Origin of the sequence: Nocardiopsis ganjiahuensis DSM 45031 (assembly GCF_000341085.1) — a bacterium.
GTDB classification, from domain to species: Bacteria; Actinomycetota; Actinomycetes; order Streptosporangiales; family Streptosporangiaceae; genus Nocardiopsis; species Nocardiopsis ganjiahuensis.
The window spans coordinates 97,610-111,376 of sequence record NZ_ANBA01000018.1; the positions used below are offsets into that span (position 1 = coordinate 97,610).

Sequence of the window (13,767 nt, forward strand, 5' to 3'; positions counted from 1 at the left end):
ACGAAAGCCCGTAAGCTGTGCAACAACACCCCTGATATGGACACAGCCATATCCGGTATTCGGTCATGAGGCACAAGGAAGCGGATGAAGGACCCCATCGGTACCCGGGACATCGGCCCCCGGGTCGGCACGCCGCTCTGGCTCTACATGGCGGCCGCCACTGCCGCGGGCGCGGCCCTGCTCGCCGTCTCCAGCCTCGAACTCGGCCTCGACCAGCTGGCCAACCTGGTCAGGGAACCCCTGCTCTGGGTACTGCTGTGCATGGTGATCCTCGGTGAGCTGAGACCCATCGCCATGCCCGGCCAGGCACCCGGCAGCGGTGCGCCCACCTCGCTGCCCTTCACCTTCGCGGTGGTCATCTTCTACGGACTGCCCGTCGCGGCCCTCCTCCAGTGCGCCGCCACCGTCGTCGCCGGGGTGGCCCGCCGCCACGCGCCCCACCGCACCGCGTTCAACGCCGCCCAGTACGTCCTCACCCTGGGCGTGGCCGACGCGGTCCTGCGCCTCTCGCTCCCCGAGATCGTCACCGCCCCGTGGGTCCCCGCCGGGGGAGAACTGCTCGCCGTCGCCCTCGCCGGGTTCGCTTCCTTCCTGGTCAACCGGCTCCTGGTGCTGTGCGCCGTGGCCATGCACGAACGCGTGCCCCTGAGCCAGGTGATGTTCAAGGGCCTGGGCCAGCAGGTGTACGTGAACACCGTCCTGCTCAGCCTGTCCCCGCTGATCGTCCTCGCGATGACCCACTCGGTCCTCTACGTGCCGCTGTTCGCCTTCCCCCTCGGCGCGCTCTACACCAGTGCCCTGCTGTCGGTGAAACGCGACCACCAGGCCAACCACGACGAACTCACCGGCCTGGCCAACCGCAAGCTCCTCACCGTCCGCGCCCGCAGGGAGATCGAGCAGGCCCACCAGCGCGGCACCCGCGTCGGCCTGCTCCTGCTCGACCTGGACCGGTTCAAGGAGGTCAACGACACCCTCGGCCACCCGACCGGGGACCGCCTCCTGCAGACCCTCGCCCGCCGCCTCACCCACAGCGTGCGCCCGGGGGACCTGGTGGCCCGCCTCGGCGGCGACGAGTTCGCGATCCTGCTCCCGCAGGTGCGCGACACCGCCTCCGCCCGCGAGGTGGCCCTGCGCCTCAAGGGCGCGCTGGCTGAACCGGTGCGGCTGGACGGCATGGACTTCGACCTCCAGGTCAGCACCGGCATCGCCCTCTACCCGGACGACGCCCCCGGCTTCGAACTCCTCATGCAGCGCGCGGACGTCGCCATGTACGTCGCCAAGGCCGACCGCACCGGCGTGGAGAGCTACGACCCCGGCAAGGACCGCAACTCCACCGCCCGGCTCAGCATGTACAGCGAACTGCGCCGGGGTCTGGCCGAGGGCGCCCTGGAGATGCACTACCAGCCCAAGGTGGCCCTGGCCGACGGCCGACCGGTCGGACTGGAGGCGCTGGCCCGCTGGCGGCACCCCCTGCGGGGCCTGCTCACCCCGGACGAGTTCATGCCGGTCGTCGAGCACTCCAACCTCTTCCGCGCCTTCACCGGGCAGGTCCTCGACATCACCCTGGCCAGGGTCGCCCTGTGGCGGGCCGAGGGCATGACCCTGCCCGTGGCGGTCAACCTGGGCGTGCGCGAACTCCTGGACCCGGACCTGCCGGAGACCGTCGCCTCGGCCCTGCGCGAGCACGGCGTCCCACCCGAGCAGCTGGTCCTGGAAATCAGTGAGCGGACCCTCATCGCCGACCCCGGCGCCGCCACGAAGGCGGTCAAACGCCTGCGCTCCCTGGGTGTGGGCCTGGCCCTGGACGACTTCGGCACCGGCCACTTCACCCTCGCCCAACTGGCCGGACTGCCGATGGACGAGGTCAAGATCCACGAGTCCTTCACCGCCCGCCTGGTCGACGGCACCGCCAACGGCCACACCGTCGTGCGCGGGGCGATCGCCCTGGTCCGCGCCCTGGGGATGGACGCCACCGCCGAGGGCGTGCAGACCAGGGCCCTGGCCGAGGCCGCCCGCGAGACCGGCTGCCAGACCGCGCAGGGACACTACCTCTCCCGGCCGATGAACGCCCGGGACGTCACCGCCTGGCTCTCCGCCCACGACACCGGCAGCCCCGTCTGACGGCTCCCCGCCGGTCACCTTCTCCTGATCCCTCACGATCAGCTCGCCCTTTCCGCGGCTGTCCGGCGCCCTCCGGCCGCATTTTCTTACCCCGGGGTTCCTGTGCCTTTTTTTCGTCGGGTTCCCCTGCCGGTTTCCCTGTCCCTCGTGGCGCTGGTCACCGGGTGTTCTCTGGTGGGGGTCTCCCATCGCACGCATGAAGCCGGGGATCCCGCCGAACACTTGGCTTCGGTGAGTGAGATCGCCTGGACCTGGGATCTTCCCCGAGGTGGTGAGGAGGGTTTTCTTCGTGAGATGAGTGAAGGAGTCGTGGTGCTCCTGGAGGGCGGGGTGCTCTACCTGCACGAGCGGCTGGAGGACGCCTCTGTGCCCGAGGGGTTCGCGCGGTTCGAGGGGTTCGACGGTTCGTCGGTTCTCACCTGGGACGAAGAGGAGAGCATGAGCGTGTCCGACGCGATCAGTGTCCCCGGGGGAGTGGCCGTGGCGTACAGGGCTGACGGCGAACCGGGTGTCCTGGGCCTCAGGTGAGGCAGAGCGACACCGGGACCGGTGCCGGGCCAATAGGATTGTGCTGATCACCCGTCCGCCGAAGAAACGGTTCTCACCTGATGACCGCCATCACCCGCGATGAGGTCGCGCACCTCGCCCGGTTGTCGCGGCTGGCGCTCGACGAGAGCGAGCTCGACACGCTCGCCGCCCAGCTCGGTGACATCCTCACCGCCGTGGCCAAGGTGCAGGAGGTCGCCCAGGGCGACATCCCGCCGAGCTCGCACGCCCTGCCGCTGACCAACGTCTACCGCCCCGACGAGGCCAAGCCCGGCCTCACCCCCGAGCAGGCCCTGGCCGGCGCCCCCGCGGTGGAGGACCAGCGCTTCCGGGTTCCGCGGATCCTTGGGGAGGAAGAGTAGATGAGCGACGTCATCGGGCTCAGCGCCGCCGAACTCGGCGCGGCCATCAAGGCGGGTGAGGTCTCCTCCGAGGAGGCCACCACCGCCTACCTCGACCGCATCGAAGCGGTCGACGGCGACATCAACGCCTTCCTGCACGTGCGCCGGGAGACCGCGCTCGACCAGGCCCGCGCGGTGGACGCCAAGCGCGCCGCCGGAGCCGAACTCGGCCCGCTCGCGGGCGTGCCGGTCGCGCACAAGGACGTGTTCACCACCAAGGACATGCCCACCACCGCCGCCTCCAAGATCCTGGAGGGCTGGCAGCCGCCCTACGACGCCACCGTCACCGAGCGCCTGCGCGAGGCCGGTCTGGTCATCCTGGGCAAGACCAACATGGACGAGTTCGCGATGGGCTCCTCCACGGAGAACTCGGCCTACCAGATCACCCGCAACCCGTGGGACACCGACCGCATCCCCGGCGGTTCCTCCGGCGGTTCCTCCGCGGCCGTGGCCGCCTTCGAGGCGCCCCTGGCCACGGGCACCGACACCGGCGGCTCCATCCGCCAGCCCGCGGCCGTGTGCGGCCTGGTCGGCGGCAAGCCGACCTACGGCGGCTCCTCCCGCTACGGGATGATCGCCTTCGCCTCGTCCCTGGACACCCCGGGCCCGTTCGCGCGCAACGTGCTGGACGCCGCCCTGCTCCAGGAGGCCTTCTCCGGCCACGACCCGCGCGACTCCACCTCCATCGACGCCCCCGTGCCGCCGGTGGTCGACGCCGCCAGGCTCGGTGACGTCGAGGGCCTGCGCGTCGGCGTCGTCAAGGAGCTGGACAGCGACGGCTTCCAGCCCGGCGTGCGCCAGCGCTTCCGCGAGACCGTGGAGCTGCTGGAGTCCCTGGGCGCCAAGGTCGTCGAGGTGTCCTGCCCGAGCTTCGACGCCGCCCTGTCGGCGTACTACCTCATCGCGCCCAGCGAGGCCTCCTCGAACCTGGCCCGCTTCGACGCCATGCGCTACGGCCTGCGGGTCGGTGACGACGGCACGCGCAGCGCCGAGGAGGTCATGTCGCTGACCCGTGCGCAGGGCTTCGGCCCCGAGGTCAAGCGCCGGATCATGCTGGGCACCTACGCCCTGTCGAGCGGCTACTACGACGCCTACTACGGCAGCGCCCAGCAGGTGCGCACGCTGATCAAGCGCGACTTCGACGCCGCCTTCGAGAACGTGGACGTGCTGGTCTCGCCGACCACCCCGACCACCGCCTTCCCGATCGGTGAGCGTTCGGACGACCCGATGGCGATGTACCTGGCCGACCTGTGCACGATCCCGTCCAACCTGGCCGGGAACGCGTCGCTGTCGGTGCCGTGCGGCCTCGCCCCGGAGGACGACCTGCCGGTCGGCTTCCAGATCATGGCCCCGCCGCTGGCCGACGACCGCACCTACCGGGTCGCGGCCGCCGTCGAGCGCGCCCTGACCGAGCGGGACGGCGCGCTCATCGCGCGCAGCCCGTACGCGGTCGCCTAGAACCGAACAGACGCGACGCCCTCCGTTCCCGGTCCGGGAGCGGAGGGCGTCCGTGTTCCACCGGACCGTCCGGCGGTCGGCCGACCGCCGGACGGTCCGCGTGTCAGCCGATCAGCTCGGCCAGGTCCTCGTGCAGGTCCTCAGGGATCTCGAAACCCCAGCGCCCGGCGGCCTCCCGGGACAGCTCACGGCTCCACGCCCAGCTCTCGCGCAGTGCCTCACGGACCGGCTCCGGCTCGGCCGCTCCGGTCGTGGCCGTGTAGCGGGCGACGTCGGCGGCGGGCAGGTCCGCCTCCAGGGCGCGGCTCGGGGTCAGCCAGTGCGCGGTGGATCCGCGCAGGAGCCGGAGCAGCTTGAGCTGGGGCGGGGCGACCATCGCGGCCAGGGCGTTGTGTGCGCGGGTGGTCTCGCCGCGGGCCAGGACGTGGGCGGCCATGAGCGTCCAGTTGGCCAGCTCCCCGGTGAGCTGTTCGGCGGTGAGCGCGGGCACGGGCGCGACGAACTCGGCGAGCGGGCGCACGGCCTCGGTCAGCCGGCCGGTGCGGTCCAGCAGCACGGCAGCCCCGGGGTCGGGCAGGTGGACCATGCCGCGCCAGGAGGCGATCTCCCCGATGGCCCGCCCGGCGGGGTCGAAGTGGAACTCGCCTCGCATGAGGTCGTCGAACACCACGGCGAGGATGCCGAACAGGTTGGTGTGGGCCAGTCGGACCGGGGCCAGACGGGAGACGAACTCGCGGCCGTCGAAGTCGTCGGCGTGCTCGTCGGCGACGAACACGTAGGCGTCCAGGTCGGAATGGGCGTCGGCCTCGCCCAGGGTCCAGGAGCCGTAGAGGAGAACCCCCTCCAGCCGCGGGTCGGCCCCGGCTGCCTCGCGCAGGCGCTCGATGCGCTGTTCCAGGGCGGTGGGAAGGGAACGGTCGTAAGTGCGCACGGTACTCCGTCGTGTCGATGGGTTCCGGGCAGCACGAAGGCACCGCCCGGCGTCGGCCTGTTCGGACGGCGGTCCTCTTCTGTGGGTTTCCGCCGTCCCTAGGACAGGCGGAGGTCGGTCACCGCGATCGCACACATGCGTACCAGGGTAGACGCCGGGGGCACGGACCCGTGATCCGGATCCGTGCCCCGGCCCGGTGTCCCTGACCGAGCCCTCGCTGTTCGGCTAGTCGGCGGCCGCCGCCCTGCGGCGGCGGGCCAGGAAGAGCGCCGTGCCACCGCCGGCGATCGCGACGACCGCGGCCACGACCAGTGCGGCCACCGCGTTGCCGGTGAGAGCGAGCCCGCTCCGGTCGGGCATTGCGGCCTCATCGGCGACGGGGGAGGGGCTGGGTTCCTCGGTCGGCTCCACGACGGGCGGTGTGCCGCCCGCGGCGTCCCAGGCCACCGTGGCGACCTCGGAGACGACGATCTCGCTGTCCTGCACCGTGATGAGGGTCTGTGTCGGGTTGTCGGTGTCCTCGCCCTTGAACAGGCGACCGGTCTCCACGGCCGCCGTGGTCTCCAGGACGAGGGCGGCCTCGCCCGCGTCGGCGTCGGCGGGGACGGAGAACGCGACGGTGTCGCCGCTCTCGACCTCGTCGAGGGCCTCACCGCTCCCGGCGTCGACGAGTTCCACCCCGTCGGGGGCCTCCAGCCGCACGGGAATGGACTCGGCGCTGGTCTCCACGGTGAACTCGCCGATGGTCTCCCCGGCCAGCCCCGCATCCTGCCCCGGGCTGACGGTGAGCGCGGAACCGGGCTCGTTGGGCAGGTCCTCGGCGTTGTCGACCAGGTGGTTGTACAGGTGGGTGACGTTGCCCGCGTTGACGTTGTCGTCGAGTTCGGGGCTCTGGTCGACCCTTTCCAGGTCCAGTTCGTTGCTGAAGTGCCAGATGGCGGCCTGGGTCGCGGTGAGCGCCTCGGACTCGGTCAGGCGCGCCATCTCGGCTTCCTCCTCGAGGTCCGCGACGTCGACCACCGGATAGGAGTTCTTCAGGATCCAGTGCACTTTGCCGGGCTCGGCGAAGTCGCCCTGTCCGGGGTAGTTCTCCCACTGGTCCTCGCGGTAGCGGGAGTCCTCGACCAACCCGGTACGGAAGTCGATGCAGTACGTGGTGAGCGTCTGGTCGCTGTCGTCCAGGTGCACGTTGAACGTGGCCGTGGTGGTGAAGGGCTCTCCCCGCATGGTGACGGAGTGGCCGTGTTCGGCGACGCCCGTGTACTGTCCGCGCACCGACCCCTGGTAGGGCGCGGGTTCGGCTGCTGCGGGGGCCGCGAGCCCGAGTGCGAGCAGCGCTGAGGCCGCGGCGGCGAGGGCCACATGTCCTGGGGGGTTGCGGAGGGACAAGTGCGTCACGTCTCTTCCTGAGGTGTTCTGCCCGGTGGCGGCGGGAAACAGGCCCGGTTCAGGTGGGGAAAGAGTGCCACGGAAGCCGCGGAACGCGTGCTGTGAACGCTGACTCCGGTCGGCAGAGGTTTTCACAGGTGACGTGGGCAACACAACGGAGTCTTTTGGATCTGGCCGGTATCAGCCATTCGGCACATCTGCTGTAAACCGCTCGCCCTCATGTGCGTGCCGAGTCGAAAAAAGGACCTTTGTTGCTTTTCACATGACAAAGGGCCCGTCCCGCGAAATTCTCGCGGGACGGGCCCCTGGAACCGGCGGTCAGCCGGACCGGCGGACCGGCTGGGTCAGCGGGCCGGCCGTAACGGCGGGTTCACCTGCTAGGCGTCCAGGTCCGCGCCGTTGCCGCCGCTCCTGCGCTTGCGGCTCAGGTAGAGGGCGCCGCCACCGGCACCCAGGGCGGCCACACCGGCGGCCACCAGGCCGGCGAGCGCGCCACCGGTCACGGGCAGCGTGGGCTCGTCGTCCTTGCCCGGAGCGGGCTTGTCGTCCTCGGCCGGCGTGCTGGGCTCCTCGGTCGGGGTCGGCTTCGGGTCCGGCTCGTCGGTCGGAGTGGGCTCCGGGGACGGCGTGGGCTCGGGCTCCGGGGACGGCGCCGGCTGGTCGGCCTCGGACCACTCGGCGGAAGCGGCGGCGTCGACGGAGACGTCGCTGTCCTCGGCGGTGATCAGGGTCTGGGTCGCCTTGTGGGCGTCCTCGCCCTTGAACAGGCGGCCCTGCTGGACGGTGGCGGTGGTCTCCAGGCTGAAGGAGGCCTCGCCCGCGTCGGCCTCGGCGGGGACGGAGAAGCCGACCTTGTCGCCGTCGCTGAGGAACTCGCCGACCGGCTCGCCGGTGGAGATGTCGACCAGCTCGACGCCCTCGGGGGCCTCCAGGGAGACCGGCACCTCGGCGGCGTTGGTCGAGATCTGGAACTCGCCCACGGTGTCGCCGGCCTGGCCGGTGGCGCTGTTCGGGGTGATGCTCAGGGTCGGTGCGGGCTCGCTGGCCAGCTCCTCGGCGTTCTCGACCAGGTGGTTGTAGATCGCCTTCACGTTGGCGTGACCGCGGGTGAGGGTGGCGCCGTTGCTGTAGTGCCAGATGGCGGCCTGGGTGGCGGCCAGGGCCTGCTCGGGCTCGACGCGGTTGGCGCCGCGCAGGGAGTTGAACTCCTCGGCGCTCACCGAGGGGTAGCCGTTCTGCAGGATCCAGTGGACCCTGCCGGGCTCGGCGAAGTCGCCCTTGCCCGGGTAGTCGGCCCAGTCGTCCTCCTGGTACCAGGCGTTCGAGCGGATGCCCGTCTCGATGTCGATGCAGTACGTGACGAGCTCGCTGCCGTCCTCGAGGCGGAGCTTGAAGAGGTTGGTGCCGATGGTGCCCGCGCTCATGGTCACGGTCTCGCCGGTCTCGTGGTTGCCCACGTACTGCGCCCGCACGGAGCCCTCGTAGGTGCCCGCGGGGTCGGCTGCGGCGGGAGCCGCCAGACCGAAGGTCAGCAGCGCCGCGGCGGAGACCGCGAGACCCGCGCGACCGGCGGTCCGGAGGTTGGGGGAGTGCTTCACGTCGTGTCCTGTCATGAGGTGCTGTGCCACACGGCCCCAAGGGGGCGCACGGCAGCGGGAGGAGCGAAGAAGAGGAGGACGCGCCCGGGAGGGGCCGGAGCGGCTTCGGAACTCGAGTGAGTCCGGTGGCACAGCAGAAGTGGTTTGTGCCTGTCCGATATTAGCGATATGTGGGGTTGCCTCCAAGCTGCCCCGGCAGAAAACTCCTGGTATGCCAGTTGATCTGCGAATTCGCGGGCAAAGACGAAGGGCCCGCCCCCGTGATCTCTCACGGGGACGGGCCCTCACGCACTACCCGCGCGCTGCGCGCGCCGGGGGCGGAGCCGGGGCGAACCCTTAGGCGTCCGCGTCCTCACCGGTGGCCGCCTTGCGCTTGCGGCTCAGGTAGAGGGCGCCGCCACCGGCACCCAGGGCGGCCACACCGGCCGCGACCAGGCCGGCGAGCGCGCCACCGGTCACCGGCAGGGTCGGCTCGTCGTCCTTGGGCGGGGTCGGCTTGTCGTCGCCGGGCTCGGACGGCTTGTCAGCCGGCTCGCTGGGCTTGTCGGTGGGCTCACTCGGCTTGTCGGTGGGCTCGCTGGGCTTGTCGGTCGGGGGCGGGGTCTCGCCGCCGGCCGTCCAGGAGGCGCTGGCCGAGGCGGAGACCGTGGTCTCGTCACCGTCGACGGTGATCAGCGTCTGGGTGGGCTGCTCCGGGTCCTTGCCCTGGAAGAGGCGGCCGGTCTCGACGCTGGAGGAGGCCTCCAGCGAGAAGGAGGCCTGGCCGTCCTCGGCGTCGGACGGGACACCGAAGCCGACCGTGTCGCCGTCGTTGACGGTGGCGACGGACTCGCCGGTCTCGATGTCGACCAGCTGGACGCCCTCGGGGGCGTCCAGCACGACCGGGATGTCGGAGGCGTTGGTCTCGACGGTGAACTCGCCGACGACGGCACCGGCCTCACCGGTGGCGGGCTCGCTCGGGGTGATGCTCAGCGCGGCGCCGGGCTCCCGCTCGACCTTCACGGCGTTCTCGGTGAGGTAGGCGTAGACCGCGCGAACAGCGTCGCTGTTCTTGTCGTTCTCCAGGTCCAGGTCCATACCGTTGCTGAAGTGCCAGATGGCGGCCTGGGTGCCGGCGAGGGCGTCCTTGTTGCTCAGGCCCTCGATCTCGGCGGCCTCGCCCAGGGCGGCGGCGTCGACGTTCGGGTAGCCGTGCTGGAGGATCCACAGGACCTTGCCGGGCTCGGCGAAGTCGCCCTTGCCCGGGTAGTTGGCCCAGTCGTCCTCCTTGTACTCGGCGCCACCGATGATGTTGGTCTGGAAGTCGATGCAGTACGTCGTGAGGACGCTGCCGTCGGTCAGCTCCAGGTTGAACAGGCTGGTGGGGGCCGAGCCGCCGGTCATGTAGACCTTGGGGCCGCTCTCGGCGTTGTCGATGTACTTGCCTTCGACGGAGCCCTCGTAGGTCTCCACCTCGTCGGCGGCCGCGGGAGCGGCCAGGCCGAGGGCGAGGAACGCCGCGGCGGTGGCGGCGAGACCGGCACGACCAGCGGTACGGGGGAAGGAGAAGTTGCTCAAGTTGTGTCCCGGTGTCTTCTAGGGGTTACCGGATGGAATCCGCCCAGGTCGATGGGGAGCCGTGTGCGGCGGATGCGGTCACCACGGACGGACGCCCTCAGTGGAAGAGGAGGGAGGCCGCCGAGTTCGCCCGGTGCGGGTGTCACCGTGTCGGGGGCAGGGGCGCGGTTCCCGGTTGGGGACGGGCGTGATCTTTCCGGTTGGGGATCGCTGACGCGGGAGTGGGCCGCGTGCGCCGTGGGAAAGCTGACCGCTCGCCTGATACTAGCGATCGGATTCACCACTTCCAACCCGCTTCGCGGAAAATGTGACCCGTTACGGGCCGAGATAAATCCTGGCAAGGCGAAACCGCATTATGGCCCAGTGTTATGGAACAGGGTTGTGGAGAAGGGTGTTGCCCGCTGTTCTCAGTCGCGTCGCTTGCGGCCCAGAATAAGGATGAGCAGGCCCGATACGACCAACGCCCCCGCGATGACCAACAACCCGGACAGCCAGGTGCCGGTGAGGGCGAGCCCGCCCCCGGTGTTCCGGTCATCCGCTTCCTGCGTCGGGGTCTCCTTGGTCACAGGGTCGGGCGAAGGCCGCTCCCGCGCCTCGGGCGCCTCGGCCTCCACCGGTTCGGCGTCGGCCTCCTCGACCGGTTCCTCTTCCTCCGGCGCCTCGCTGTGCCAGGTGAAGCTCGCGGAGGTCGTACTCGTCGCCGAACCCGGCTCGGCGGTGATGAGCGGCTGCGTCCGCACACCCTCCCGACCGGTGAACAGGCGGCCCTCCTCCAGGGGGACCTGGCTGCCGCGCACGTGCAGGGTGGCCACCCCGGCCGGGACCGACGGGTCCACGTCGAGGTAGACCTGGTCGCCGTCGAAGGCCTGCGAGACCTCCTCGCCCTCCGCGTCGACCAGCCACGACGCCGGCGCGCCGTGGAGCGAGAGGCGCATCGGTTCCTCGCCCGCGCTGGAGACCGTCACCGGCCCCATCGGTTCCTCGGGGGAGACCGCCTCGGTCTGGGCCGGGGAGACCTCCACGGAGCGGGCGGTCGCGTCGCCCCCGGCGTCGGCGCTGCCCTCGACCAGGTACGTGTAGAGGGCCAGGACCTCCTCGGAGTTGCCGTCCGGGTCCGGCTCGACCCCCTCCAGCACGTTCCACAGGGCGGCCTGGGTCGCCGCGATCGCGTGCTCCTCCTCCAGGTACACCACGCCCGCCGCCGCGCCCACGGCCGGGAGGGTCAGGTTCGGGTAGGAGTTGGTCACGATCCAGTTGGCCCGGTTGGCGGGCGTGGCGGTCCGGACGGTCTCGGTCCACTCCGCGCGCTCCGCCCACGAGGACTCCACGTAGGCGGTTCGCGGGCGCAGTTCCTCGTCGACCACCAGCGCGTAGGCGCGGACCGAGTCCTCGTCGGCCACGCGCAGACTGAACAGCGCTGTTTCGGCCTCGTTTCCGTCGGAGAGCATGAGGGGCGCGCCCGCGACCGGGTCGCGGTCCACGCGTGAGAAATCGTCGGCCGCCGCGGGAGCGGCGACCAGAGTGCCGATCAGTGCGGAGGCGGAAAGCAGCGCGGCGCACCGACGCAAGATGCCGGACATGCTCAGGCGCTCCCGTGCGAAGGGCTGAAAGGGCAGGTGAGCCCTACTGGCGAAATCGTGTTCCTGGGCAACCGATACTAACGGTCCGGCACCCCTTACAGCGGGAGATCGCCTCTACAGCGGCCCAATCGTGCGCTTGCCGTGACATCCGTCAGACGCACCACATCCGGGAACGGGCCACCGGGCCCCTCAGCCTCGGTAGGCTGACCTGGAAGGTATGTCCTCTACTGAAACGGGTTTGCGGCGATGGCCCACGCGGTAACTCCTAGCCCTGCCAAGAACGGTGGCGGCCCCACCCCGGTGGCCTATGAGCAGGCGCTGACCAGGTACGAACCCGTCCTCGGTCTGGAGACCCACATCGAGCTGGGTACCGCCTCGAAGATGTTCTGCCCCTGCCCCACCGCGTTCGGCGCCGACCCCAACACCCAGGTGTGCCCGGTCTGCCTCGCGTTCCCGGGGTCGCTCCCGGTGGTGAACGAGAAGGCGGTCGAGGGCGCGATCCGGCTCGGGCTGGCGCTCAACTGCTCCATCGCCCCCTGGGGCCGGTTCGCCCGGAAGAACTACTTCTATCCGGACATGCCGAAGAACTACCAGATCTCCCAGTACGACGAGCCGATCTGCGTCGACGGCTACCTCAACGTCGCCGTCGACACCCCCGACGGCCTTCGCGAGTTCCGTGTGGAGATCGAGCGCGTCCACATGGAGGAGGACACCGGCAAGTCCTTGCACGTCGGTGGATCCACCGGTCGCATCCACGGTGCCAGCCACTCCAACGTCGACTACAACCGCGCGGGCATCCCGCTGCTGGAGATCGTCACCAAGCCGATCACCGGCACCGGCGACCTCGCGCCCCTGGTCGCCCGCGCCTACGCGGCCGAGCTGCGCGACCTGGTCCGCTCGCTCGGCATCTCCGACGTGCGCATGGAGGAGGGCTCCATGCGCTGCGACGTGAACGTCTCGATCAACGAGCGCGGCGCCGGCGAGTGGGGCACCCGCAGCGAGACCAAGAACGTCAACTCCCTGCGCTCCGTCGAGCGCGCCGTGCGCTCGGAGATCGAGCGCCAGGCCGGCGTCCTCGACGCCGGGGAGCGGGTCGTGCAGGAGACCCGCCACTTCCAGGAGAACCTCGGCCGCAGCACCTCCGGCCGCTCCAAGGAAGAGGCGCAGGACTACCGCTACTTCCCGGACCCCGACCTCGTCCCCGTGGCCCCGTCCGCTGAGTGGGTCGAGGAGCTGCGCGCCACCCTGCCCGAGCTGCCCGCCGCCCAGCGCGCCCGGGTCAAGGCCGAGTGGGACCTCTCCGACACCGAGCTGCGCGACCTGGTCAACGCCGACGCCATCAGCCTGGTCGAGGCGACCGTCGTCGCGGGAGCGCCTTCGGCCGAGGCCCGCAAGCTGTGGCTGAACGAGCTGTCCCGCCGCGCCACCGAGCAGGAGGTCGAACTGGCCTCCCTGCCGATCACCCCGGCCCAGGTGGCCCGGATCATCGCGCTGGTGGCCGAGGGCACGCTCACCAACAAGCTCGCCCGCCAGGTGGTGGAGGGCGTCCTCGCCGGTGAGGGCGAGCCCGACGCCGTCGTGGAGTCCCGCGGCCTGAAGGTCGTCAGCGACGACGGCGCCCTGGGCGCCGCGGTCGACGAGGCCATCGCCAACAACCCCGACGCCGCCGACAAGGTGCGCGGCGGCAAGGTGGCCGCGGCCGGTGCCCTGGTCGGCGCCGTCATGAAGGCCACCCGGGGCCAGGCCGACGCCGGCCGCGCCCGGGAGCTCATCCTGGAGAAGCTCTCGAGTTAGCCTTCGGCCCGTGCGGCGGCGCATTCGCTGCTTGCACGGGCCTCCTGATGTCGGCGCGGCGCCGCGGGTACTCGAGAGAACCTGCGGCGCCGCCCCCTTTCCGGGGGCTTCGCCCGGCGGTGTCCCTTCCGAGAAGCACGCTTCCCGGGGGTGCGCACGCCCCCGGCAGGGCTGTCACTCAGGGTGACAGCTTCGTCGTCATCTCTCGTCCGGGCCTCAATCGCTGTGTGACCTTGGTTGCGTAGGGTGTCCACGCACGGGGGTGTGCGACCCGCTGGGGCCGTCCCGCCGCCGCTCGTCCCGGTCCCGCGACAATCCTGGGCGGCGACCCGCGGTGCGTCACGGCGCCGCGTTCTGATTCGAGTGATCACGAGGTGGGTGCTCCATGTTCG

10 protein-coding genes are annotated in these 13,767 nt (G+C 70.9%); 5 read left to right on the top strand and 5 right to left on the bottom strand.

The features are described 5' to 3' along the window. The first annotated feature begins 84 nt into the window (after positions 1 to 84). From D458_RS0125145 to gatA, 4 genes are all read left to right on the top strand, one after another. Positions 85 to 2,121, top strand: a complete 2,037-nt coding sequence (locus D458_RS0125145) for a putative bifunctional diguanylate cyclase/phosphodiesterase (protein ID WP_017589485.1) — start codon at positions 85 to 87, stop codon at positions 2,119 to 2,121. A gap of 294 nt (positions 2,122 to 2,415) precedes the next feature. Continuing rightward, positions 2,416 to 2,649, top strand: coding sequence for a hypothetical protein (locus D458_RS0125150; protein ID WP_152521242.1), 234 nt, complete (start codon positions 2,416 to 2,418; stop codon positions 2,647 to 2,649). A gap of 80 nt (positions 2,650 to 2,729) precedes the next feature. Next, positions 2,730 to 3,029: an Asp-tRNA(Asn)/Glu-tRNA(Gln) amidotransferase subunit GatC gene (gene gatC / locus D458_RS0125155; protein ID WP_014911146.1), complete on the top strand. Its 300-nt coding sequence runs from the start codon at positions 2,730 to 2,732 to the stop codon at positions 3,027 to 3,029. Continuing rightward, a complete protein-coding gene (gatA, locus tag D458_RS0125160; RefSeq protein WP_017589487.1) occupies positions 3,030 to 4,526 on the top strand; it encodes an Asp-tRNA(Asn)/Glu-tRNA(Gln) amidotransferase subunit GatA in 1,497 nt (498 codons plus the stop codon). A gap of 103 nt (positions 4,527 to 4,629) precedes the next feature. Here gatA and D458_RS0125165 read toward each other — a convergent pair whose 3' ends face one another. From D458_RS0125165 to D458_RS0125185, 5 genes are all read right to left on the bottom strand, one after another. Beyond that, the gene (locus D458_RS0125165) at positions 4,630 to 5,457 is read right to left on the bottom strand and encodes a nucleotidyltransferase domain-containing protein (RefSeq protein WP_017589488.1); all 828 of its coding nucleotides are present in this window, start codon (positions 5,455 to 5,457) and stop codon (positions 4,630 to 4,632) included. 225 nt (positions 5,458 to 5,682) lie between these two features. Beyond that, the gene (locus D458_RS0125170) at positions 5,683 to 6,855 is read right to left on the bottom strand and encodes a thioester domain-containing protein (protein WP_051049783.1); all 1,173 of its coding nucleotides are present in this window, start codon (positions 6,853 to 6,855) and stop codon (positions 5,683 to 5,685) included. A 368-nt stretch (positions 6,856 to 7,223) separates the two neighbouring features. Continuing rightward, positions 7,224 to 8,444: a thioester domain-containing protein gene (locus tag D458_RS0125175; RefSeq protein ID WP_017589490.1), complete on the bottom strand. Its 1,221-nt coding sequence runs from the start codon at positions 8,442 to 8,444 to the stop codon at positions 7,224 to 7,226. Positions 8,445 to 8,780: 336 nt separating this feature from the next. Then, positions 8,781 to 10,001, bottom strand: a complete 1,221-nt coding sequence (locus D458_RS0125180) for a thioester domain-containing protein (protein ID WP_017589491.1) — start codon at positions 9,999 to 10,001, stop codon at positions 8,781 to 8,783. A 407-nt stretch (positions 10,002 to 10,408) separates the two neighbouring features. Further along, a complete protein-coding gene (locus D458_RS0125185) occupies positions 10,409 to 11,581 on the bottom strand; it encodes a thioester domain-containing protein (protein ID WP_017589492.1) in 1,173 nt (390 codons plus the stop codon). Positions 11,582 to 11,881: 300 nt separating this feature from the next. Between D458_RS0125185 and gatB the strand changes: the two genes are divergently transcribed. Continuing rightward, a complete protein-coding gene (gatB, locus tag D458_RS0125190) occupies positions 11,882 to 13,375 on the top strand; it encodes an Asp-tRNA(Asn)/Glu-tRNA(Gln) amidotransferase subunit GatB (protein ID WP_017589493.1) in 1,494 nt (497 codons plus the stop codon). Positions 13,376 to 13,767 lie beyond the last annotated feature (392 nt).

Bases quoted from the DNA above. Each gene is read 5' to 3' on its own strand.
- D458_RS0125145 (WP_017589485.1), top strand. From the start codon at position 85: ATGAAGGACCCCATCGGTACCCGGGACATCGGCCCCCGGGTCGGCACG.
- D458_RS0125150 (WP_152521242.1), top strand. From the start codon at position 2,416: ATGAGTGAAGGAGTCGTGGTGCTCCTGGAGGGCGGGGTGCTCTACCTG.
- gatC (WP_014911146.1), top strand. From the start codon at position 2,730: ATGACCGCCATCACCCGCGATGAGGTCGCGCACCTCGCCCGGTTGTCG.
- gatA (WP_017589487.1), top strand. From the start codon at position 3,030: ATGAGCGACGTCATCGGGCTCAGCGCCGCCGAACTCGGCGCGGCCATC.
- D458_RS0125185 (WP_017589492.1), bottom strand. From the start codon at position 11,581: ATGTCCGGCATCTTGCGTCGGTGCGCCGCGCTGCTTTCCGCCTCCGCA.